Raw genomic sequence first — 21073 nt, 5'->3', positions numbered from 1 at the left:
GTTAATCGTCCGCGGGCTGCTGTTCGATCGACTCGATACCGGGGATGCCCTGGACCCCCATCTCTGCGAGTTCCTGTTTGAGACCCTGTGGGTCCGCAACGTCCTGTGACAGCTCCATCGCCTGGGCGAAGTTCTTCACCAGCCCACAGTTGGGGCCTTCAGGCGTCTCGGAGGGACAGATGCGACCCCACTGGGTCGCGTGCAGATCCCGTGCTTCGAAGTGTGGCTGAGAGCGACTGAGCGGCGAGCGCAGTCGGCGGAGGTGTGACAGCACCCCCATGAAGTCGGTCCGGTCGACCAGCTGGCTCACGCCGGAGCGGCCGCCGACCCAGTTCCCCGTCGCAATCGGGTGTTCGAGCCGCTCGGTCAGCACGTCCGAGCGGACCACAGTGGAGACGGACAGCTGACGGTTCCGCATGTTAGCCCGTTCGAGCTGGTATTTCACGTCCCGGGCGAGCTTGTTCAGCGCCGTCCGGAATAGGTCGGTCATCAGGTCGCCGCTGACCTTCAACCGCTTGTTGGCGTAGTGGTCCTTGTCGTCGGATTCGCGACGGCCCAGTGCGAGTTCGAAACACGCCTCGGCCATCCGGCAGAGGTAGAACGCCTTGTTGATGCGGACCTCCTCTTCCTCGACGCCTTCCTCGTGCAGATGCGGGAGGAGATAGCGGTCGATGACGTAGTTGGCCCGTTTGAGCTGGTAGTTCTTGCCCTGTCCGGAGGCGACACGCTTGCCCAGCGTCTCGATGGCTTCCTCGGTCGTCTGGACCTCGGCCTCCTCTAAGTTCTCCAGCATGAACTTCACGATTTCCGGGTCCTCGCTGACGCGGTGGACGATCTCCTCGTCCGACTCCAGGCCCAGCGCGCGGACCAGCGTCACGAAGTCGATACTACCGGAGACGGACGGGAACGAGACTTCCAGCAGTCCGTCCCGCGTTCGTTCACACAGCACCAGCGCGCGGTACCCACGGCGCTGGGAGAACGTCTTGGCGACCTGCACTTCGTCGCCGTACTTGGTGTCGTACTCGGCCAGAATCTTGTTCGGGGCGAGGTCCTCGCTGGTCATCAGCACCCGCTCGGAGCCGTTGACACAGAAGTAGCCACCGGGGTCTGCGGGGTCCTCGCCGATGTCGATGAGCTCCTCGTCGCTGAAGCCCGCGATGTTGCACTTGTTCGAACCGACCATGATGGGCATCCGCCCGATCTTGGTCTCGGTCCGGTCGACGACTTCCTCCGGTTCCTCCTCGCCACCGCGGACGATGGCCATCTCCATGAACACCGGCGCGGAGTAGGTGATGTTGCGCAGCCGGGCTTCCTGCGGGTACAGCAGTTCCTCGCTGCCGTCGGCCTCACGAACCCGTGGGGTGACGACGCGAACGTCGCCCAGTTCGACCCACACCGGTTCCTGCCCCTCCTTGTCACCGATGTCGGTTTCGATGGTCTCTTTCTCGTCGACGACCTGCTGCATTCCTCGGTCGAGGAACGCGTTAAACGAGCGGAAGTGGTGTTCGGCGAGCCGTTCCTTGGCGAAATATTCACGCGATATAGCGCGGCGGTCTTGTGTGTCCATTATTCTACCACCAGTCGATAGACAACTGCGGTGTCGGTCGTCCGGGAGTCACGTTCGATCCGAACCACGTCACCGACTTCGGCGTCACCGGGCAGCGCCTTGTCGGTGCGCTTGATCTTCGGAAGGTCCGTCTTCTTGATTTCATACTCCGTGAGTACTGCTTCGAGGTCGTCCTCGTCGACGACACTGTGGTCTGGGACGAGGTCGTGTTGACTTACATCTACCATGTGTGTGCGTGTGCGTTTGGCCTGCTGCTGGAGAAGGTGGCTGTCACGAGATACTACAGGGCCGTACTGTCGGGGCGCATATAACACTTACCAAGTCGCTCTGCCGTGGCTATTGGACCCGCCCACCCTCGCGGGCTGCGAGCGTGTTTGCTCCTACCAATCACATGAAGCAGACCGGACATAGAACTTTGGGTCCCGTCATGTGCACTCATCCCGAGGCGGGTTTCTTTGGAAAGTCTTAATACTAACACCGGGATACGAAGAAGTGCAGCAAGGTGCCCGGATGGTGTAGTGGCCCATCATACGACCCTGTCACGGTCGTGACGCGGGTTCAAATCCCGCTCCGGGCGTTTTCTCTCTAACACAACTCCCCAGCGAGGCGTCTTGTCGCCGAACGACGGCGAGTTTGAGGAAACGTCGAAAAGGGATTTGAACCCCGGGAGACGAGCGCAGCGAGTCTCCAGACGGTTCAAATCCCGCTCCGAGCGTTTCTCTGAATTCAACTCGACAAGCGGCGCGTTTCATCGTGCTGCGTTGTGTTTTTGCTGTGTGGCCGTGAGATACTGAGCCCGATAAGTCACAGCACTGAACGGAGTTAGGAACCGCCTTCGGTCGTCGCAAATACCGTCCGGGTGCTCAGTGCATTACGGCTACGCTTCAATCACTGTCCAACACCCTAGTAAACACCGTCTACTAACCGAGAAAACGACACATACTGATGTTACAAGCGCGGTACAGCGTCAAATGTCCGGGGGGATTTCCCCAGACCTGTCATAGTGTCCGTCCACCGGAGTGGACGTGCTATCACTCCACGCGGTGTGGCATATGTTTTGTGTTGCGTGTAAGGCGTGCCGGCTGGTCGGTCCCAGCGACAAACTGTTTACGAGCCCCCGCAAAAGAAGGCCCATGGAGGACGTGGATGGCGAGGAAATGCCCGGCGCGATCGTCGAGGCGTTCCTCGAACGCGAGGAGGGCGTCCGGGCGCTGCTTGAGGAACTGGAGAAGCTCACTATCGAGGGTCGCCACGGGGAGGTCCGCGACCGCGTTCGCAATCTGGCCGACAGCGACGAATCGGTGTTTTACACCGTGGCCTTTAGCCTCACCAACTCACGGCAGTTTTTCGGTGACGTGGAGGCACAACTGGACGTGACTGCCGCGGACCGGCTTCGAGACCTCGCCGACACGTTTCCCGCGCTGGCCGAGCCGTTCAACATCGTCCGCACGGAGCGGGCGGACGACCGGCTGAACCCGGTGACGGACACGAGCTACGCGGTGAGCTACCACCGCGGCGTCGAGTCGCCGATGGTGACCTACAGCCCGCTGTCGGGTGAACAGGAGCTGTACGAGTCCCGCGGGACGCCGAGCGAGGTGTTGCGGGTCGCGTCCGATCTCACGGGGGCGACGACCGACGCGCTGGACGTGGCAATGGACAACGACTACTCGGTCAATACGGAGGAGCTGAGCGCGCTCATCGACCGCCGCGAGGAACTGGAGACGGAGCTGAGTAAACTCCGGGACCAGCTCGACGAGCTTCGCCGGACGCCGGTCTCAGACGAGTAGCGACTGCCGGTTCGGAGGTATCGATGCCCAGCGGTACGGAGAGCGAACCCGAGCCCCAGTGCCGCAACTGGGGCGTTTATGTGTCGCGACGGTAAAAGCACAGATACGATTTGCTATGGGAATGGACCGACTGGAAGATCAGGTCGAGAAGGAGGGGCGGGACTTGTCGATCCTCGAAGCCGTCATCGAGAACGGGCCGATCGGTATCGTCCGGCTCGCCGAGGAGACAGGGGTTCCGAAACACAAGGTACGGTACTCGCTGCGGATGCTGGAAGACGACGAACTCGTCGAGCCGACGCCGCAGGGAGCGGTTCCGGCTGAGAACATCGAGGAACGGGTCGCAACGATCAACGACGGCATCGACCGACTGATCGAGCAGTTGGACGGCCTGCGAGACGTGTTTTCGTCTACAGAATAGCGCCGCCGGGACGAGCAGTCGGCACCCGTTTCCGTGGCAAGAACCTTTTCGAGCGCCGACGTAATGCATCGGTATGGAGGTCGCTCTCATCAGCGATTCGCACATCCCGTCCCGGGAGCACGAAATCCCGCCGTCGTTCCGGGAACGCATCGAGGTCGCCGACCACGTCATCCATGCCGGTGACTTCGACAGCAAGGGCGCGCTCTCGGACATCCGCCACATGGCGACGACACTGACCGCCGTCTCGGGGAATATCGACCCGGAGATCGGGTTGCCAGAGCGGGCGATGGTCGAACTCGGTGGGGTCACGTTCGTCGTGACACACGGAACCGGATCACACCGGGGCTGGGCGGACCGCGTCGCGAGAGCGGTTCGGGAAGCGGCCGACAGCAGCGCCGTCGGCGTCGCCGGCCACACGCACGAACTGACGGACACTGTCTACGAGGGGGTACGGCTCCTGAATCCCGGTAGCGTCACGGGCGCATCGCCGGCCAGCCGCCCGACGATGATGACCGCGACAGTCGAGGACGGGACGCTCGGCGTGGCCAGACACGAACTGTAGCAAAACGCGGCAGGCGAGGGAGGCTGTGATCGGCCACCGGGGGATACCGGCAGCTGTTGCCACTGTTGGCCGGCTTTGCAGCGAACGCGGGTCTTTTTCCCGCAGGGACCGCAGGAACGGTATGGAAGTGTTCGCGGTCAAGGGGTTGCCCGAGGTCCGCCCCGGCGACGACGTGGCGGAACTGCTCGTCGAGCGGACCGACCTCCGTGACGACGACGTGGTCTGTGTCGCCAGCACCATCGTCTCCAAGGCCAACGGACGCGGGCGGTCGCTATCGTCGTACGAGCCAGGCGAGCGCGCCGAGCGCATCGCGGCGACCATCGAGGACATCGCCGACGAGGAGAAGGACCCGCGGATGGCCCAGGCGATTATAGAGGAGTGCGAGGAGGTGCTGGTCGAGGCTCCATTCATCCTCGGCGTGACGGCGTTCGGGCACATCACGGTCAACGCGGGTATCGACCGCTCGAACGTGCCCGGTGCGGACCTCCTCTTGCTCCCCGAGGACCCGACCGCAGCGGCCGAGGCCATTCGCGCCGGCATCCGCGAACGGGCGGGCGTCGAGGTCAGCGTCATCGTTACCGACACCTCGGGCCGACCGTTCCGCCTCGGCCAGCGCGGCGTCGCGCTGGGCTGGGCCGGCCTCCCCGCCTCGCGGGACTGGCGGGGCGAACACGACCGCGACGGCCGCGAACTCGAAGCCACGGTCCAGGCCGTCGTCGACGAACTCGCCGCCGCGGCCAACCTCGTCACCGGCGAGGGCGACGGCGGGACGCCCGCCGCAGTCGTCCGCGACTTCGACTTCGGCGACCACGCGGGTAGCGACCAGCTGTACCGCGACGAGGAGAAAGACGTGGTCAGACACGCACTCAGAGAGTGGTCACATGTACGCGATTGAACTCACCCCGGAACACCCGGTCGATCAGCTCGCCTCCTTCGCAGCACAGGCCGAATCAAACGGACTCGACGCCGTCTTCGCCAGCCATCACTACAACAACCGCGACCAGTTCATGTCGCTGTCGTCGATGGCCGAGCGGACCGACGACGTGTTGCTCGGTCCCGGCATCGCTAATCCCTACGAGACACATCCGGTGACGCTGGCCTCGCGGGTGGCGACGCTGGAGGAACTGAGCGACGGCCGGGCCGTCTTCGGCATCGGGCCGGGGGATAAGTCGACGCTCAGCAACCTCGGCTTCGACCACGACGACGCCCTGCGCCGCGTGCTTGAGACGTTCAAAACCGCGCGGAAGCTCTGGGACGGTGAACGTGTCGACCACGACGGTACCTTCGAGGCGGTCGACGCCGGGCTCAACTACGAGGTCGGCGAGATCCCGGTGTACGTCGGCGCACAGGGGCCGCACATGACCCGGATGGCGGCGAAACACGCCGACGGCGCGCTGTACAACGGGGCGCATCCGAAAGACCTCGCGTGGGCACGCGAGCAGGTAGCGGAGATGGCCGACGAGCGGCCCGAGGAGTACGGCGAGTTCGATCTGGCGGCCTACGCCAGCGTCTCGGTCGCCGAGGACGAGGCAAAAGCGCGGGAGGCCGCCCGCCCGCCGGTCGCGTTCGTCGCCGCGGGGTCGCCGCCGCCGGTGCTGGACCGCCACGGCATCGACCACGACGCCGCCGAGGACGTCGGGCAGGCGATTTCGGCCGGCGAGTTCTCGGCCGCGTTCGAGGGCGTGACCGAGGCGATGCTGGACGCGTTCTGTATCGCTGGGACGCCGGAAACAGTGGCCGAGCGGACGGCGGAATTAGAAGAACACGCCGACAGCGTGGTGTTCGCGTCGCCGCTCGGCCCGGATGTCGGGACGGCTATCGATTTGCTTGGGGCGGCCCTCGACCGCCGGAACCGCTGAACAGCGAGAGCACGGCCCCCAGCGTGAGGTACCCGAAGAAGGCGACCGAGACGGTCGTGATGACGGCACCGACGGCGAGCATGAGCGCCGCCAGCGGGTCGTTCAGTGCGACGTCGAGGAACCAGCCGGGCATGTCGATGACGCTTTGAAGCAGTTCCGACAGGAGTCCTTGCATTACCTGAACGTTAGCGTGGCCCTACTTTGCGTTTGCGTTCCCGGCGGGCGGTGGGCCACTGGCGCTGATACTGTCGGCTGTACCTTCGTGAGGATATTCGCCACCCCGATTTGGCGATATTCGCCACGTGATTACAGCCGACAGTATGAACAGCGAGGGTTTTGGGCCTCCCGATACTGGGACGAGATATGAGCGTTCGCGAGGAGTTCGACGAGTGGGCGGCCGAAGGCAAAGACAGAGGGATGGAGGACCGGCACTGGCACACCGCAAAGCACGTTCTCGCCCGGATGCCGGTCGAACCTGGTGATACGGTGCTCGACCTCGGGACGGGCTCGGGCTACGCGCTCCGCGCACTCCGGGATACGAACGACGCCGGCCCCTGCTACGGGCTCGACGGGTCACCGGAGATGCTCCGGAACGCCCGCGAGTACACCGATGACGACGGTATCGGGTTCCTGCGTGGAGACTTCGACGCGCTGCCGTTTGCGACCGACAGCATCGACCACGTGTTCTCGATGGAGGCGTTCTACTACGCCAGCGACCCGCCGCACACGCTCGAAGAGATCGCGCGGGTACTGCGCCCCGGCGGGACCGCCCACATCGCGGTGAACTACTACGAGGAGAACGTCCACTCCCACGAGTGGCAGGAGTTCATCGACATCGAGATGACACGCTGGAGCGGCCCGGAGTACCGCGCGGCGTTCCGCGAGGCGGGGCTGGCCGTGGCCGCCCAGGACACCATCCCCGACCGCGAGGTCGAGATTCCGCCGGCGGACGCGTTCCCCACGGACGAGTTCGAGACCCGCGAGGCGATGGTCGAACGCTACCGCGAACTGGGGACGCTGCTGACCGTCGGGGTCGCCACCGAATAGCGGTCGTTGCGAGTGCGGGTTCGTTATTCTTCGGAGGGAGATTCGCCGCCCGGGGTGGAGAAGTTCGTGAAGGGGCCCCGTGCGACAGTATGAGGGTTTGATTCCCGGAAAGTCAGGAGTCGCGCCACTTGTGGCCGCACTCGATGCAGGTGAACAGCCGAACCTCGTAGGAGCCGCCCGGCTTCGGCATCATCTCGTAGCGGGCACGGTCGCTGTCGCAGTCCTCGGCCGGACAGGGCTCTTGCATCGTCTCGGTGGAACCCTGAGTCGCATCGGCCACGGCGGGTGCCCCGTCGTCCCGCTGTCCGTCCTGGATCGCCATCGCCGCTTCCGCTTGCGAGTCCCGCGACGCTTCGTTCTCACAGGAGCGACACAGCCACGCGTCGCCCTCCGTGTGCATCATCGAACCACACTCGTCACAGAATTGCATGTTGCGTAGGAATACACGGTTTCGGATATATCTATCAACTTCCGATCCGTCATGGGTTTCAGGTACCTGCTCATGCTGACTGTATCGACCGGTTCTCCGTGCCCGCTCTTCGAGCAGATCGCGTTCAAGACTCACGCCCTGTGATGCCCGAATGTCCGCTACAATCCGCGATAAAAACTTCCGTATTCACAACAACAGATAGCGGGCGGAAAGCGGCCCGTCAACACGGAGAGGATCAGAGCGACCGGCAGGGTATTTGTGGCCCCAGGAGAAACCACGCCTATGGTCGAAGACGCCTCGCTGGACGACTTTCTCGACGCGAGCGACGAGAGCGAGGACGAGGGCGACGGCGGCGCTCCCGCGAGAGATGATACTGCAGAGACTGAAGACGGGGCTCCCGTCCCTGAAGCCTCAGCTGGCGCGGTCGAGCCCGCCGTGTCGACGTACGCGTGGTCGCCCGAGGGAGCGGCCTGTGCCGAGTGTGGCGAGGTCGTCGAGCGGCGGTGGACGCAGGACGGTCAGCTCGTCTGTGGGGCCTGTAAGTCCTGGTGAACCCCGCTACCGGGCGGAAATCGGATGTGTGTCGTTCTCACTCATCCACAGAGTTACATGCGCTCACGCCGTAGACGTGGCTACAACTGAACGGCCCGGAGCATGTGGCACCCCACACAAGATACTTACTGGTCGATAGGGCAGAATATTCCATCAGTCCCCGTGCCAAGCCGTCGTCCCACGAGACCGCGACTATGACAGACACTGACACCTCACGCAGTCAACAGTCGGACAGTCCCCTCCACGACGCGACACGCGTCGCCAATCAGGTGATCGAGAACGTCGAACAGGTCATCGTCGGACAACACGACGCTATCGAGCACATCGTGACGGCAGTGCTCGGCCGTGGCCACGTCCTGCTCGAGGACGTCCCCGGAGTCGGCAAGACGATGCTGGCCCGCTCCGTCGCCGCTTCCTTCGACGGCGAGTTCAAGCGGGTCCAGTTCACGCCGGACCTGCTGCCGACCGACGTGACCGGCGTCAACGTGTACAACCAGAAGACCCAGGAGTTCGAGTTCCGGCCCGGCCCAATCTTCGCCAACGTCGTCCTCGGCGACGAGATCAACCGCGCACCGCCAAAGACCCAGTCGGCCCTGCTGGAAGCGATGGAGGAGCAGCAGGTATCCGTCGACGGGACCACACACCCCGTGCCACAGCCGTTTACCGTCATCGCGACGCAGAACACGGTCGAGCAGAACCGGGCCTACGACCTGCCGATGGCCGAACTCGACCGGTTCATGACGAAGCTCCATCTGGGCTATCCAGACGAGGCGGCCGAGACGGAGATGCTGGGTGACGTAGTGGGCCACCATCCCATCGAGGAGCTCACCTCGGTCGCCACCCTCGACGCGCTCTCCGCCGCTCGGGAGACGGTGGCCGGCGTGACTGTCGAGGAGCCCATCCGCTCGTACGCGACCCGACTGGCGCGGTACACGCGGGAGAACGCGCAACTGGGCGTCAGCCCGCGGGGGAGCATCTCGCTGCTGCGGGCGGCACAGGCCCGCGCCGTGCTCGAGGGGCGCAGTTACGTCATCCCCGACGACATCCAGACGGAAGCGCCGGTCGTCCTCCCGCATCGCATCCGCACCGAGAGCAGCGAGCAGGACGCCCGGGCGCTCGTCGCGGAGGCACTCGATACCGTCTACGTCGAATGAGACCGACACGCCGCGGTTTCGCCGTCCTCGCCGTCGCCGTCGCCGCCCTTCTGGTCAGCGCCAGGTTCGGCCAGCCCGGGCTCACCGCCGTCGCCGGCCCGCTGTTCGTCGGCGTGTTCGCCGCCGCCGTACAGCTTCGCTGGAACGGTGCGCCGACCGTCGAACGGAGCCGACTCCGCCGTGGCTTCCCCGGCGAGACGAAACCCGTAGAGTTCCGCGTCGACGGCAGCGGCATCGCGACGGTCACCGACCGGCTCTCCGAGGGGTTGGAGGGGGAGACGACGGTCACCAAGTCCCTGCCGGCGACGGTGAGCTACCGGGTCACCTACACGGCCCGGGGCGAGCAACAGGCCGGTCCCGTCGAGGCGACGGTGACGGACGCGCTGGGACTCGTCGCGGAGCGCTACACCGTCGAAAGCAAGACCAACGTGCTGGTGTATCCGCCCGTCTACCGGCTGGGCGGGCAGGAGGCGTTCGCGCGAACGTTCACGCCGGAGCACGAGGACCGGCAGTCGTTCGACCGGCTGCGGGAGTACGTCAGCGGCGACTCGCTGCGGGACGTCCACTGGAAATCAAGCGCCAAACGCGAGGACCTGCTGGTCAAGGAGTTCACTGACAACCGCAGCGACAGGAGCCTGCTCGTCGCCGCGGAAGCCCAGCGGGGCCACGCCGACGCGATGGCTGCCGCGGCGGCGACCATCACGATGGCCGCCCTGGAGAACGGACTCGCGGTCGAACTCGCCGTCCCGAACGGCGCGGTCGACCAGGGGTACGGCGACACCCATCGGACGCGGCTACTCGAACTGCTGGCCCGGGCTGATGCGGGTCAGACCGACCGCGTTGACGACGCCGACGTGGTCGTCACGGCCAGCGGCGACGGCGTCACGGTGTCGGTCGACGGCCGCCGCCGGTCTTTCGCTGACGTGACCGCCAGCCGCGACAACCCCCTCGCGGGCGAGGTGAGCGGATGAGCGCCGCCATCACAGAGCGAATCCGCGACCGGGTCCCCTGGAGCGGGTCCCGGGTACTGGCGTTGCTCGCGGCGGCACTGGCCATCGGCGCCCCGCTGCGGACGATGTTCTACCTCAGCGACGTGGTCGGCGACCCGACCCTGTTTCTGGCACTGACCGCGCTCTCGCTCGTCGGTGCGACGCTGCTAGCCCGCGTGCTCAGACCGACCTTCGCGGTCGGTGTCGGCGCGGTGCTGTTCGCCGGCGGGCTCGGCGCGTACATCCTGAACCTCTCGACGGACCCCGCGGTGACGGAACTGCTTGCCGACACCGCCGCCCTGCTGACCGGGCGGTCACTGCTCCAGATAGCCCAGGTCAGGCTGTGGGTGCTGTCGTTCGCGCCGGCACCGGTGTTTCTGACCTGGTACTTCGCCCTGCGACGCTGGTACGTGACGGCGACGGTGGCGGCCGGCACGGCGCTCGCGTTTTTCGCCCTGACGACCGACGCCGGCGTGGTGACGACGCTGCTGGGCGTGGTCGGTATCGCGGCGACCATCGGCTTCGGGACGCTCGATACGCTGTCGGCGGACGAGCCGGCGGATCTGACGAAGCGACCCGGTGCGGTAACCGGCAGTGGCGAGGCGGGACACGCAGGCGACGACAGCGAGGGCATCGACACCGGACGACGCGCCGTCCTCGAACAGCTGGCGGCGATAATCGTCGTCCCGGCGGTGCTCTCGCAGGTACCGATCACCCGGGGCAGTTGGCTGTCGTACGACGACGGGTCGGAGGGCCAGACCGTCGAGGGCAGCCTCTTCGACGCCGGGGGGTCCCTCTCAGTGCTCGGGAGCATCTCGTTGACGCCGGAGATACGGTACACGGTCGAAAGCGAGGAGCCGCGCTACTGGCGGGTCGCTTCCTACGACCGCTACACCGGCGACGGGTGGGTGCGGACGGGCAACCCCCGCCCATACGACGACGAGCGCCTCGACAGCCCGGAGGGGGAGACCCGGACGCTCCGACAGGAGTTCCAGGCCGAATCGACCATTGGCACCGTCCCGGCCGCCTGGCGACCCGTCCGCTACTCGGGGGAGCCGTCGGTATCGGTCTCCAGCGAGGGCGGGTTCCAGCCGGACGGCACGCTGTCGACGGGCGACAGCTACGAGGTCAGAAGCGAACTGCTCGTGGCGACCCCAGACGGGCTGCGTGAGGCCGGCACTGACTACGACGAGGGGACCGCGGAGCTGTACACCCAGCTCCCCGACAGCACGCCGGACCGGGTCACGGAACGGACGGCTATCCTCACTGCGAACGCCGAAAACCCCTACGAGACGGCGCTGGTCGTCGAGCGGTGGCTGCAGGAGAGCAAGGGCTACTCGCTGGAGGTCGACAGACCCGACTTCAACGTCGCCGACACCTTCCTCTTCGAGATGGACGAGGGGTACTGCGTCTACTTCGCGACGACGATGGTGACGATGCTCCGGACGCAAGGCATCCCGGCGCGCATGACCGTCGGCTACACGTCCGGCCAGCGCATCGAGGAGAACCGGTGGGTCGTGCGCGGGCTCAACTCCCACGCATGGGTCGAGGTGTACTTTCCCGGCCAGGGCTGGGTGCAGTTCGACCCGACGCCGTCCGGACCGCGCGAGGAAATCCGACAGCAGCGTATCGAGGAGGCGAGTTCGGACGAATCGTCGCCCACTGTCGGCGACGGCGTCCCGGTTGAACGGTACACGCCGCCCAACACGTCGACGCCCGCCCCGCTGACCGAGACCAACGGTACCGAGGCCGAGCCGACTGAGACGCCAACAGCCACAGAAACCGGCACTGCAACTGGCACTGCAGGGGAGCCGGGATCGGGCAACGATGCGGGGCCGAGCTTGCCGGCGCTCCCGTCGCGCGAGGAGATGACGCTCGGTGTCGTCGCGCTGCTCGGCATCGCAGCGGGCGCACGCCGGTCCGGACTCAGCGAGCGGGCCTACCGGACGGTGTGGCTGCGCTACCAGCGCCGCGTGGACCCCGAGACCGATGTCGAGCGGGCGTTCCAGCGGGCCATGTACGTCCTTGCGAAGGAACACCGGGGCCGCAACGACGGTGAGACGGTCCGGGCGTATCTCGACGCGATAGGGGCCGACGACCGTGTCCATCGGCTGGCGACGCTACGGGAACGGCTCCGGTACGGCGGTGAGGTCGACGAAGCGATTGCCGACGAGGCCGTCGAAACCGCCGATGGAATCGTCTCCGACCGGTAGTCCCCGACAGTGTTTAATAGGTCGTGTTCGTAGGCGCGATTGTAATGTCGGAAGTCTGCTCGACGTGCGGGCTGCCTGAGGAGCTCTGCGTCTGTGAGGACGTCGCTAAGGAGTCCCAGGAGATTAACATCCGCATCGACGAGCGCCGTTACGGGAAGGAGGTAACGATTATCGAGGGATTCGACCCGAAAGACGTCGACATGGACTCGCTGTCCTCGGACCTCAAATCGAAGTTCGCCTGCGGTGGCACTGTCGAGGACGGGCAGATAGAGCTCCAGGGCAATCACACGGGCCGCGTCGAGGATTTCCTCCGCGACAAGGGTTTCAACGTCGCCTGAACTCCTGACTGCCAACGGTTCTCGTGAGAGCGGCGTGGCAAGCGACTGCTACGACCTGATTCCTGGTATCCGTGTGGGTGATTACGTGTGAGGCACATCCAGACCGGGTTTTGTGCCGTCGTGAGAACTTTCGGCAGTGACCGGCCGAGATAGGTGCTGATTCGTGGTAGCACGGCCCATGGTTGGCGGTCAACTATTTCAACCATGCGGCGGTAACTGTTCGCAATGTTCGTTGTACCCCGGCGGGTGGTGGCCGTCGGACTCGTGGTTCTTCTCCTCGGTGGGGGAATCACGCCGCTCCCGGTAGCGGCGACCCCGGACCACGCCGTGGCGACCGGTGCCAGCGCCGACACGGCGGCTGGCGGAGCCGGCGAGAACTGCAGGTATAACCCCGACACAGCGTCGCGGCAGAGCGACCCGACAGGCGAGTCGGGGCAGACACGGACGGCCACGGAAGCGTCGAATGACTCGATGGTCAGGAGCGGAAGCGCCGACACGCATCGACGCCAGCCGCGAGGGCAGGGCGGGGACACGTCGGGAGCGGACGCCGCGACAGCGGCCGGCATCAAGGCGGGAGGGGCCACATCGGGTGCGACACAGACCGGCGACGGTGACGTGATTCGACAGACACAGACGTACGCGCGTGTACCGGAACAATCGGGTGAAGTAGCGGTGACGCTGACCTACGAGGTCCCGGACCGGGTCGTCGACCTCGAAGCACACGTTCCAGCGGCGGCGACGGTGACCGACACGAACGGGTTCGAGCGCGTCAACGAGTCCGTCTACGAGTGGGACGAGACATCGGAATCGGCGACGATCAGCTACCGGATCAACCCGAACCAGACAATCGAGAAAAGCGGTCCCGAGGGTGCCGAGGGTCGGTACATCAGTGCCGATGCGGGCGAGTGGGCGCTGCTCACGCGGTCACTGACGCCGACCCGCTGGCGCTACACCGGTCGGGAGCCCGTCAGGTACAGCCGCACGGTCGAGACGGCGGGGCCGGGGGCCGCGGGCGAGGAGATCGTGTACCTCGGCGACGTGGCGACCTTCGAGGAGACGGCCCACAACCAGACGTTCACGCTGGTCGTCCCGGAGCGGGCGACGATGACAGCCTCGCCGATTTCGGTCCTCGATTCGATGGCGAACGCGTCGAACGCGCTCCGGGTCGGCGACCGTGACGAACAGGTGTTCGTCGTCGCCGCGCCCTCCGGAGCTGTCGAGTGGGGCGTCGAGGGGTATCAGATCGGCGACGCGGACATGTGGGTCCAGTCCCGGCAGTCGCTCGATACCGCCAACAACGTCTGGCTCCACGAGTACGTCCACAGCCGGCAGGCCTACGAGACGACGCGGGAGACACGATGGACGGTCGAGGGGTGGGCGACGTACTACGCCGCCGTCCTGACACTGGAACAGGACCGGATCGCGTTCGACGAGTTCCGGGCACAGCTCGCGGCCGGCGAACAGTCTGTCTACAGCGACGTGGCGCTGACGGACCGGTCGAGCTGGACGAACGACGCGAACTACAGGAAGGGCGCGCTGGTCGCCGGGCGGACCGACGTCCATATCCGCTCGGCCACCGGCCGCAATCAGACACTCCAGGCTGTGTTCCAGTCGCTGAACGGTCATCAGGACCCGGTCACGCAGTCGGAGTTCCTCGCCGAGGTGGAGGCCGCTGGCGGCGCAAGCGTCCGGAACACGACCGCAACCGAGACGGAGACGACCACGGCGGTGTCGATGTGGGACGAGACGACCCACCAGCGGTTGTTCGGCGCGATTCCCGCCCGTATCGGCTACAGCCTCCCGCCGGTCGACCGTGCGGACGCCTACCGGGCGGACAGTGTGTACCGAACGAACGCCCCTGTCGGCGGGAGCGAACCGATTCAACTGGCGACGAACGAGACGCTCGCTGTCGACGCGGTTGTCGAGAACGCCGGCGGCGAGACGGGGGCGTACAACGTGACGCTCGCGCTCAACGAGACCGTCGTCGCCGCGAAACAGGGGCAGATCGAACCGGGGGCACGGACCGAGGTCGAGGTGACACACACGTTCGCCGACCCCGGTCGGTACGTGGTGAGCGTCGACGGTGACACCGTCACGGTCGTCGTGTCGGAGCCGGCAGCGGCCAGGGTGACAGGCGTCTCCGTCAGTCCGCGCGAAGTCGGGCAAGGCGGCAGGGTTGACGTGGCCGCCACCGTCGCTAACGAAGACGAGATTCCCGGAACAGCGGCGATAGCGTTCCGCCGTGACGATGTTGTGTTCGCCGAGCAACGACTGTATCTCCCGCCACAAGCGACGACGACGGTCACCCGGACAGTTACCCTCGATGAACCCGGGACGGTGTCGCTGTCTGCGGGTGACGGACAGACCACCAGAGCGGTCGACGTGACCGTCTCGACCGAGACAGCGGAACCGACGCCGGCGGAGACGGAGACGAGCGCGGACGCACAGACCACGGCCGGTGCGGGCGACGGTTTTACCGCGCTCGTGACAGTCCTCGCGGTGCTGTGTGCAGCCCTGATCGCCCGACGGCGTGATTCCTGACACGGACGCGAAGGGAACAGTTATTGCGGACGGCCGGCCGTTGTCAACCGTGAACGTCGGAATCGCCTACGCCGTCCTGTCGGCGCTGGTGTTCGGGGTGTACCTGTTCGTGATGAAGCGGTGGTTCACCGAGTACCCGTCACCGGTGTTCCTGCTGCTTACGTACAGCCTGGTTCCCGTCGTGTACCTCCCGGTCGTCTTCATCAGCGGGGAACCCTTCCTCCCGGCTGGAAACCGCGCTAACGTCCTCGCCTCGGTGCTCGCCGTGACCGGGGTGACAGCAGTTGGGCTGCTCACCCTCTTTCGGGCCATCCGTGTGGGCGAGGTCTCCTACGTCTCGCCGATCAGCAAAATCGTCCCAGTGTTCGTGTTGCCCCTGGAAGTCGGACTGCTGGGCCAGCACCTCTCGGCGCTGCAGGTCGGCGGCGTCGTCGTCGCAACCACCGCCGTCTACGTCGCCAACTGGCAGGGGACGGCGTTACTGGCCCCGCTCGAACGGGCCCGCCAGTCCCGGCCCGCCCAACTGGCGCTACTATCGGCCGCGACGTTCGCGGTCGTCGACGTGAGCAAGCGGGTGCTGATGCAGGAACTGGCTATCGAACCCACGACCTACATCCCGGTGATGGCCGTCGGCATCGCCGTGTTGATGGTGCCGCTCGCGTTCCGATACCAGGTCCCGCCGAGGTGGCGGGCGGACCTCCCGAAGTTCGTCGTCGCGGCGGTGTTCGTCGCCTACGCGAACCACGTCGTGTTGCTGTCCTTCCAGTTGCTCCCGGCGAGTATCGTCTCACCCATCGTCAACGGGCAGGCCATCGTCGCCGTCATCCTGGGCGCGATCCTTCTCGACGAGTCGCACTTCCGGGCGCGCCTGGCCGCTGCGGGGCTGGCTATCGTCGGGATCGCGATGATATCGGTCGGGTAGAAAGGTCAGGCCGATTTTCGCTCCGAGGAGCAGCCAACCTGTACCGCATAGCTCGACTGGAGCCACGCGGTCGGGTTCTCGGTGTCGTAGACGACGACGTCGCCGCCGCCGGTGGTGAAGCTGCCGTACTGCTCGTCGGAGTCGGTAGTATCGCGCGACGCTGGTTCCATTGTGGTACAAGGGCACATCTGACATAGCGCTACATAAATGTTTCTCAAATGTGGTATGGAGTATTATTAGCATACTAGGATTCGGTCGCACAGTATAGTCCAACTGAGAGACCAGCACCGATATGTGGCCGCCGGTGGAGCCATCGGATATGACACGAGCGGACGCCCCAGTGACACCGCCAGTCGTGCTGACCGTCGCCGGTAGCGACTCCGGCGGCGGGGCCGGCATCCAGGCCGACCTCAAGACCATCGAAGCCTGTGGCGGCTTCGGGACCAGCGCGATCACGAGCGTCACGGCACAGAACACCACGGGCGTACAGGGCCAGCATCTGCTCCCGCTCGAAGAGATCGAGGCCCAGATCGAGGCGGTCGTCGAAGATTTCGACGTCGCCGCAGTCAAGACGGGGATGCTCGCGACGAGCGAGGTCATCGAACTGGTCGTCGACCGCGCCGCCGACCTGCCGAACCTCGTCGTCGACCCGGTGATGGTGGCGGCGTCGGGCGACCGGTTGCTAGCGGCCGAGGCCGAGGACGCCTACGAGTCCCTCATCGCCGAAGCGACGGTCGTCACGCCCAACGCCGACGAGGCCGCTGTCCTGACCGGCCGCGACGTTGACGACCCCGAGGCCGCGGAACGAGCGGGGAAGGATCTCGTGGAAATGGGAGCCGACAGCGCGCTCGTGAAGGGCGGCCACGTCCCGGGCGACGCCGTCGTCGACACCCTCGTGACCGAGGACGGGGTGACGACGTTCCGCCACGACCGGGTCGACACCGAGGCCACCCACGGCTCCGGCTGTACGCTCTCCTCGGCCATCGCGACGCAGTTGGCCCACGGTGACGGCCTGTCGGCGGCGGTCGGGAGCGGCATCGACCTGCTTGCGAGCGCGGTCCGGTACAACGTCGACGTTGGAGAAGGCCCGGGCGCGGTCCACCACCTCGTCCGGACGCGCAACGATGCCGCGCGACATCCGACGAGCGAGGCCGTCGAGCGGACTGTGTCGGCCCTCGTCGAGGCCGACGTGTCGGCACTGGTCCCCGACCGAGGGATGACCGTCGCCGGTGCGACCCCCTACGCGGAGACGCCGGAGTCGGTCGCCGCCGTCGAGGGCCGCATCGCCCGCACGATGGACGGCGTCCGGCCGAACCGCGGCGTCCGCTTCGGCGCGTCGACGACGGTCGCTCGCGCCTTGCTGGCCGCGAGAGAGCACGCCCCGGAACTGCGGTTCGCCGCCGACTGCCGGCTGACCGATGCGGTCGAGGACGCGCTGGCGTCGCTCGATGGCGCTGTCGCGGCATACGACCCCGATGAACGGCCGGATTCGGTTCCCGACGACGCCACGGCGCGGTGGGGCGTCGACCGGGCGTTCGAGACCAGCGACGGGACGCCCGTGGCCGTCGTCGGCCGCGCGGGCGTGGGTATCCACGGGCGCGTGACACTGTTCGCGGCGACCGACGACGACCTTGTCTCGCGTGTCGAACGCGTACAGGGAGCGGTCGAAAACGACGCGTGACCGGCGGCAGTCCGGCCGAGGATCCGCGATACGGAAACCCGGCTACCGGAACTCGACGGAGAGCGTCGAGCCGCCGTGTTCGGATTCCGTCACGGCAACGCTCGGGACCCGTACCGGGAGGCGCGACCGGATCGCCGCTGTAACCGTCGTCAAGTGCTTTCGCGCAGCGGTGTACAGCCCGGTGACCGTAAGGAGGGCGATCAAGGCGCTATCGGCCCAGATGCCCGTCGCTGGCGAGAGCACAGCGACCGCGACACAGGCCGCTGCGAGCAGGAAATCCTCCGGTGCCCCGGAGTAGCGGACGTATCGGCGGGGCCGGTGCCATCGGCCGAGGGCGTGGTTGTACACCGCGATGTCCGTCGTCGGGTTCCAGGGCTCGGCCTCGGGGCTGCCGGCGAACACGTCCGAGAGCGAGTGGACGGCACCCGCGCCGACAGCGACGCCGGCGAGGACCAGCGGCGTCGACCCAGCGAGAAGGCCACCACCCAGCAGCCCCGGTGCCAGGACCGAGAAGTACACCGGGAAGTGGAGCGTCTTCCGGTGGCTGGCGAACACGTCGGAATCGGGCGCGAGACCGCCGGCGAACGCGGCCACAAGCACCAGCGGCGGTGCGGCGTACTCGGAGAGCGCGGGGACGGCCAGCGTGGCGATGGCGACCGTCATGAACGCGTGCGTCGTCGCCATCATCGTGGTACTGACAGCTACCTTCGTCTCAATAGACATAAATACTGCGTCGGACGGCGCTGGCCCCACAGAGATGCCCTACTTAGCGGAACAGACCGAGAGAACCGTATTACTCGCTCGGCTCGGAACCGCCGGTGACGGCGACCACCCGGTCCCGCAAGACGAAGACGACGACCGAGAACACCGGCAGCGCTGTCACGACGGCGAGAAACGTGCCGAGGTGGCCGCCGGCCAGTCGTTCACCGGCGTACGATGCCGCGAGAAACGACGGCGCTCGGCCGACGACGACCAGCGCGAGGAATGTCCGAAGACGCAGATCCGAGATACCGGCGACGAAACAGAGCAGGTCGTCAGGAAACGTCGGGAGCAGGAAGAGGACGAACAGCCCGACAAGGCCGTTCCGAGCGAGGAACTGGTCCCACCGGGCGAGCGGCGCCGGCCGCGTCACCCGTTCGACGTACGGCCGGCCGTAGCGGCGGGCAAGGCCGAACGCCGCTGCACTCCCCAGACAGACCCCGAGCAGGCTGTAGGCCGTCCCGGCCCTGAGGCCGAAGAGGTAGCCCCCGACGCCGCCGAGAAGCTGGCCCGGAATCGGGGCGAGGAGTACCTGAAGCGTCTGCAAGGCGACGAAGGCGTGGGGTGCGAACGCGTCGAAAGCCGCGAGCTGGCGACGCAGCCACACCGGGTCGAACAGGCGCGGCGCGGCCATGTGAAGCCCCATAGCCAGGGCAGCGAACAGACCCAGTAACGCCAGCGTCCGCAAAATCGCATCACGTCGTGCTGCTTTCGACCTGAAGAACCGCGTCGGGTCGTCGGGTGGGTTCGGTGTCACGGTCAGAACAGTGTCAGCGTCTTCCGGGTGGCGTTCTCGACGACCTTCGAGATGTAACGCGACCGCGACGGCGACTGCCGGACGGCAGCCGTTCGGCCGGCCCGCATCGCCGCGAGCAGCGTGTCAGTCGTCAGCGATTCGCCGGGGCGAAGGTCGACTGCCGTCGCCGCGCGGCCGATACCACCGGGGCGGTGGGCGTCGCTCCCACCGAAGGCCGGATAGCCCGCCGTGCGCGCGAATCGCGTCGCTTGCCTGTTCCGGATGTTCGTCAGCGCGTGGGCGTTGTACACCTCGATGCCGTCGACGCCGTCGATAGCGGCGCGGCTGGCTCCGTGGCGTGACCGCTGGAAGGGGTGGGGGACGACGGCCACGCCGCCGCGGTCCTGAACGGCACGGGCGGTGTCGACGAGCGGTCTGTCCGGTTCGGGCGCGGCGTCCACCCCGAGCGCGAGCAGGTGCCCGTCGGCGGTCGAGACCTCACAGCCGACGACGACCAGCAGGTCCTCGGCCAGATCGGCGGCGACCTTCGCGCCCTCGACCGTGTCGTGGTCGGTGACGACGACCGCGTCGAGCCCCTCGGCGTTTGCACGTGAAAGAAGGGTTTCGGGCATGGTACATCCGTCGTAGGAGGCGGCCGTGTGGAGGTGCGTGTCGACGTGAACCGTCCGGCCGGTCGGTTCGTCCGGCGACCCCGACCGACCGGTCATACGTATCCGAGTTCCAGCGCCAGCGCCAGGCCACCCGCCACCAGCGCGACGACGGCCGCAAGCGCGTGGCTGAGGTCCGTTTTGTACGCCTTGTAGTCAGACACCATCAGCGGACAGGCCAGCCCCACGAGCACCCCGGCGACCCATCCGTTCCACAGCCCCACAAACGTCGCGAGGAAGTAGTTCGAGACGACAAGCAGGTTCGTGTGAACGACCGTCGTACCGTGATAGTAGCTGTCGCCACCGTCGGAGCCGAAGCCCTCGTTCGTGTGGCGGATCAGTCTGAGACCCCCGAATGAGAAGAGGAGAAACCCGACGACGAGACTGGCAAACGGCGACGGCGAGAGTGAGACGTGATACAGGAGCGCCGCGGGAAGCAGATACGCGAAGATATCGATAAACGAGTCGATCTGCCGGCCGAACGGGGATGAAGTGCCTGTGCGCCGCGCGTACCAGCCGTCCACTTTGTCGAGGAAGAACGCGGTGAACATCACCAAGATGCCCCAGTTGGGCTCACCCCGGAAAAACAGCAGCGCGCTCCCCCAGCCGACGAACAGGGCCGCGAGGCTGATGTAGTCGGCACCGGTGAGCCGACCCACGATGTCCGTCCGGTCGACCGTATCGGCGACCCGTCGGTCGGCGAGGTCCACGCGGTTCCAGACGCCCCGTATCGCTTCTCGCAGTGGCTCGGTCATCGACCCGTCTGAACCGTCGACCGTTCAAAGTATAAACCTTGCCTGAGAATTATTTACTTAGTAGGAATCTATATATCTACGTTCAGCTACCCAGT

Annotated in this window: 23 protein-coding genes and 1 tRNA gene; 15 read left to right on the top strand and 9 right to left on the bottom strand. The window is 66.2% G+C overall.

Translation table 11 applies throughout. The features are described from left to right. Position 1: 1 nt before the first annotated feature. Positions 2-1567, bottom strand: a complete 1566-nt coding sequence (locus tag ACY9XZ_RS07570) for a DNA-directed RNA polymerase subunit B'' (protein ID WP_463456434.1) — start codon at positions 1565-1567, stop codon at positions 2-4. Continuing rightward, positions 1567-1794 carry a DNA-directed RNA polymerase subunit H gene (locus ACY9XZ_RS07565; RefSeq protein WP_463456433.1) on the bottom strand — a complete coding sequence of 76 codons (228 nt, stop codon included), beginning with the start codon at positions 1792-1794 and terminating at the stop codon, positions 1567-1569. Before ACY9XZ_RS07565 ends, ACY9XZ_RS07570 begins: the two co-directional genes overlap by 1 nt. 277 nt (positions 1795-2071) lie before the next feature. Here ACY9XZ_RS07565 and ACY9XZ_RS07560 point away from each other — a divergent pair. From ACY9XZ_RS07560 to ACY9XZ_RS07535, 6 genes are all read left to right on the top strand, one after another. Continuing rightward, a tRNA-Asp gene (locus ACY9XZ_RS07560) sits at positions 2072-2144 on the top strand. Positions 2145-2700: 556 nt separating this feature from the next. After that, complete coding sequence (locus ACY9XZ_RS07555; protein ID WP_463456432.1) at positions 2701-3354, top strand: hypothetical protein; 654 nt, start codon at positions 2701-2703, stop codon at positions 3352-3354. 121 nt (positions 3355-3475) lie between these two features. After that, complete coding sequence (locus tag ACY9XZ_RS07550) at positions 3476-3772, top strand: winged helix-turn-helix transcriptional regulator (RefSeq protein ID WP_463456431.1); 297 nt, start codon at positions 3476-3478, stop codon at positions 3770-3772. Positions 3773-3845: 73 nt separating this feature from the next. Next, positions 3846-4334 (top strand): metallophosphoesterase family protein, encoded by a 489-nt coding sequence (locus ACY9XZ_RS07545; RefSeq protein WP_463456430.1) that lies wholly within the window; start codon positions 3846-3848, stop codon positions 4332-4334. Positions 4335-4455: 121 nt separating this feature from the next. Further along, the gene (locus tag ACY9XZ_RS07540) at positions 4456-5229 is read left to right on the top strand and encodes a coenzyme F420-0:L-glutamate ligase (RefSeq protein WP_463456429.1); all 774 of its coding nucleotides are present in this window, start codon (positions 4456-4458) and stop codon (positions 5227-5229) included. Next, entirely contained in the window at positions 5216-6193 is a 978-nt protein-coding gene (locus ACY9XZ_RS07535; protein ID WP_463456428.1) for a 5,10-methylenetetrahydromethanopterin reductase, read from the top strand. The genes ACY9XZ_RS07540 and ACY9XZ_RS07535 overlap by 14 nt, the downstream gene beginning before the upstream one ends. On the opposite strand, the gene ACY9XZ_RS07530 is transcribed toward ACY9XZ_RS07535, so the two are convergent. Continuing rightward, the gene (locus ACY9XZ_RS07530; RefSeq protein WP_463456427.1) at positions 6150-6368 is read right to left on the bottom strand and encodes a hypothetical protein; all 219 of its coding nucleotides are present in this window, start codon (positions 6366-6368) and stop codon (positions 6150-6152) included. The two genes, ACY9XZ_RS07535 and ACY9XZ_RS07530, sit on opposite strands and share 44 nt — an antisense overlap. A 188-nt stretch (positions 6369-6556) precedes the next feature. Between ACY9XZ_RS07530 and ACY9XZ_RS07525 the strand changes: the two genes are divergently transcribed. Then, a complete protein-coding gene (locus ACY9XZ_RS07525) occupies positions 6557-7240 on the top strand; it encodes a class I SAM-dependent methyltransferase (protein ID WP_463456426.1) in 684 nt (227 codons plus the stop codon). A gap of 112 nt (positions 7241-7352) precedes the next feature. Here ACY9XZ_RS07525 and ACY9XZ_RS07520 read toward each other — a convergent pair whose 3' ends face one another. Then, on the bottom strand, positions 7353-7670 hold the full coding sequence (locus ACY9XZ_RS07520; RefSeq protein WP_463456425.1) for an RPA12/RPB9/RPC11 RNA polymerase family protein: 318 nt from the start codon (positions 7668-7670) through the stop codon (positions 7353-7355). Positions 7671-7952: 282 nt separating this feature from the next. Here ACY9XZ_RS07520 and ACY9XZ_RS07515 point away from each other — a divergent pair, with 282 nt between their 5' ends. The 7 genes from ACY9XZ_RS07515 (at position 7953) to ACY9XZ_RS07485 (ending at position 16379) form a co-directional block, all read left to right on the top strand. Further along, a complete protein-coding gene (locus ACY9XZ_RS07515; RefSeq protein ID WP_463456424.1) occupies positions 7953-8222 on the top strand; it encodes a DUF7573 domain-containing protein in 270 nt (89 codons plus the stop codon). A gap of 194 nt (positions 8223-8416) precedes the next feature. Next, positions 8417-9376 (top strand): AAA family ATPase, encoded by a 960-nt coding sequence (locus tag ACY9XZ_RS07510; protein ID WP_463456423.1) that lies wholly within the window; start codon positions 8417-8419, stop codon positions 9374-9376. Next, the gene (locus ACY9XZ_RS07505) at positions 9373-10347 is read left to right on the top strand and encodes a DUF58 domain-containing protein (protein WP_463456422.1); all 975 of its coding nucleotides are present in this window, start codon (positions 9373-9375) and stop codon (positions 10345-10347) included. The genes ACY9XZ_RS07510 and ACY9XZ_RS07505 overlap by 4 nt, the downstream gene beginning before the upstream one ends. Further along, positions 10344-12578 (top strand): transglutaminase TgpA family protein, encoded by a 2235-nt coding sequence (locus ACY9XZ_RS07500; RefSeq protein WP_463456421.1) that lies wholly within the window; start codon positions 10344-10346, stop codon positions 12576-12578. Before ACY9XZ_RS07505 ends, ACY9XZ_RS07500 begins: the two co-directional genes overlap by 4 nt. A 44-nt stretch (positions 12579-12622) precedes the next feature. Then, positions 12623-12916 carry a stress response translation initiation inhibitor YciH gene (gene yciH / locus ACY9XZ_RS07495; RefSeq protein WP_004516073.1) on the top strand — a complete coding sequence of 98 codons (294 nt, stop codon included), beginning with the start codon at positions 12623-12625 and terminating at the stop codon, positions 12914-12916. Positions 12917-13141: 225 nt separating this feature from the next. Next, positions 13142-15457, top strand: coding sequence for a peptidase (locus ACY9XZ_RS07490; protein ID WP_463456420.1), 2316 nt, complete (start codon positions 13142-13144; stop codon positions 15455-15457). 40 nt (positions 15458-15497) lie between these two features. Continuing rightward, the gene (locus tag ACY9XZ_RS07485; protein ID WP_463456833.1) at positions 15498-16379 is read left to right on the top strand and encodes an EamA family transporter; all 882 of its coding nucleotides are present in this window, start codon (positions 15498-15500) and stop codon (positions 16377-16379) included. Positions 16380-16384: 5 nt separating this feature from the next. Here ACY9XZ_RS07485 and ACY9XZ_RS07480 read toward each other — a convergent pair whose 3' ends face one another. After that, a complete protein-coding gene (locus tag ACY9XZ_RS07480) occupies positions 16385-16549 on the bottom strand; it encodes a DUF7331 family protein (RefSeq protein WP_004590650.1) in 165 nt (54 codons plus the stop codon). A 122-nt stretch (positions 16550-16671) separates the two neighbouring features. Between ACY9XZ_RS07480 and thiD the strand changes: the two genes are divergently transcribed. Then, positions 16672-18060 (top strand): bifunctional hydroxymethylpyrimidine kinase/phosphomethylpyrimidine kinase, encoded by a 1389-nt coding sequence (gene thiD / locus ACY9XZ_RS07475; protein WP_463456419.1) that lies wholly within the window; start codon positions 16672-16674, stop codon positions 18058-18060. Between the two features lie 42 nt (positions 18061-18102). Here thiD and ACY9XZ_RS07470 read toward each other — a convergent pair whose 3' ends face one another. The 4 genes from ACY9XZ_RS07470 to ACY9XZ_RS07455 all read right to left on the bottom strand — a co-directional run bounded on the left by ACY9XZ_RS07470 (position 18103) and on the right by ACY9XZ_RS07455 (position 20978). Next, positions 18103-18783 (bottom strand): metal-dependent hydrolase, encoded by a 681-nt coding sequence (locus ACY9XZ_RS07470; protein ID WP_463456418.1) that lies wholly within the window; start codon positions 18781-18783, stop codon positions 18103-18105. A 70-nt stretch (positions 18784-18853) separates the two neighbouring features. Then, complete coding sequence (locus tag ACY9XZ_RS07465; RefSeq protein ID WP_463456417.1) at positions 18854-19576, bottom strand: TVP38/TMEM64 family protein; 723 nt, start codon at positions 19574-19576, stop codon at positions 18854-18856. Between the two features lie 2 nt (positions 19577-19578). Continuing rightward, positions 19579-20283 carry a CehA/McbA family metallohydrolase gene (locus ACY9XZ_RS07460; protein WP_463456416.1) on the bottom strand — a complete coding sequence of 235 codons (705 nt, stop codon included), beginning with the start codon at positions 20281-20283 and terminating at the stop codon, positions 19579-19581. Continuing rightward, positions 20280-20978, bottom strand: a complete 699-nt coding sequence (locus ACY9XZ_RS07455) for a CDP-alcohol phosphatidyltransferase family protein (RefSeq protein WP_463456415.1) — start codon at positions 20976-20978, stop codon at positions 20280-20282. Before ACY9XZ_RS07455 ends, ACY9XZ_RS07460 begins: the two co-directional genes overlap by 4 nt. Positions 20979-21073 lie beyond the last annotated feature (95 nt).

Source organism: Haloarcula sp. HT12, assembly GCF_055271655.1.
Note: the sequence above shows the minus strand (reverse complement) of the source record. Positions and strands in the feature narration are given on the sequence as shown.

Coding starts and splice junctions, on each gene's coding strand:
- ACY9XZ_RS07570 (WP_463456434.1), bottom strand. CDS start 1,567: ATGGACACACAAGACCGCCGCGCTATATCGCGTGAATATTTCGCCAAG.
- ACY9XZ_RS07565 (WP_463456433.1), bottom strand. CDS start 1,794: ATGGTAGATGTAAGTCAACACGACCTCGTCCCAGACCACAGTGTCGTC.
- ACY9XZ_RS07555 (WP_463456432.1), top strand. CDS start 2,701: ATGGAGGACGTGGATGGCGAGGAAATGCCCGGCGCGATCGTCGAGGCG.
- ACY9XZ_RS07550 (WP_463456431.1), top strand. CDS start 3,476: ATGGACCGACTGGAAGATCAGGTCGAGAAGGAGGGGCGGGACTTGTCG.
- ACY9XZ_RS07545 (WP_463456430.1), top strand. CDS start 3,846: ATGGAGGTCGCTCTCATCAGCGATTCGCACATCCCGTCCCGGGAGCAC.
- ACY9XZ_RS07540 (WP_463456429.1), top strand. CDS start 4,456: ATGGAAGTGTTCGCGGTCAAGGGGTTGCCCGAGGTCCGCCCCGGCGAC.
- ACY9XZ_RS07535 (WP_463456428.1), top strand. CDS start 5,216: ATGTACGCGATTGAACTCACCCCGGAACACCCGGTCGATCAGCTCGCC.
- ACY9XZ_RS07530 (WP_463456427.1), bottom strand. CDS start 6,368: ATGCAAGGACTCCTGTCGGAACTGCTTCAAAGCGTCATCGACATGCCC.
- ACY9XZ_RS07525 (WP_463456426.1), top strand. CDS start 6,557: ATGAGCGTTCGCGAGGAGTTCGACGAGTGGGCGGCCGAAGGCAAAGAC.
- ACY9XZ_RS07520 (WP_463456425.1), bottom strand. CDS start 7,670: ATGCAATTCTGTGACGAGTGTGGTTCGATGATGCACACGGAGGGCGAC.
- ACY9XZ_RS07515 (WP_463456424.1), top strand. CDS start 7,953: ATGGTCGAAGACGCCTCGCTGGACGACTTTCTCGACGCGAGCGACGAG.
- ACY9XZ_RS07510 (WP_463456423.1), top strand. CDS start 8,417: ATGACAGACACTGACACCTCACGCAGTCAACAGTCGGACAGTCCCCTC.
- ACY9XZ_RS07505 (WP_463456422.1), top strand. CDS start 9,373: ATGAGACCGACACGCCGCGGTTTCGCCGTCCTCGCCGTCGCCGTCGCC.
- ACY9XZ_RS07500 (WP_463456421.1), top strand. CDS start 10,344: ATGAGCGCCGCCATCACAGAGCGAATCCGCGACCGGGTCCCCTGGAGC.
- yciH (WP_004516073.1), top strand. CDS start 12,623: ATGTCGGAAGTCTGCTCGACGTGCGGGCTGCCTGAGGAGCTCTGCGTC.
- ACY9XZ_RS07490 (WP_463456420.1), top strand. CDS start 13,142: ATGTTCGTTGTACCCCGGCGGGTGGTGGCCGTCGGACTCGTGGTTCTT.
- ACY9XZ_RS07480 (WP_004590650.1), bottom strand. CDS start 16,549: ATGGAACCAGCGTCGCGCGATACTACCGACTCCGACGAGCAGTACGGC.
- thiD (WP_463456419.1), top strand. CDS start 16,672: ATGTGGCCGCCGGTGGAGCCATCGGATATGACACGAGCGGACGCCCCA.
- ACY9XZ_RS07470 (WP_463456418.1), bottom strand. CDS start 18,783: ATGTCTATTGAGACGAAGGTAGCTGTCAGTACCACGATGATGGCGACG.
- ACY9XZ_RS07460 (WP_463456416.1), bottom strand. CDS start 20,283: ATGACCGGTCGGTCGGGGTCGCCGGACGAACCGACCGGCCGGACGGTT.
- ACY9XZ_RS07455 (WP_463456415.1), bottom strand. CDS start 20,978: ATGACCGAGCCACTGCGAGAAGCGATACGGGGCGTCTGGAACCGCGTG.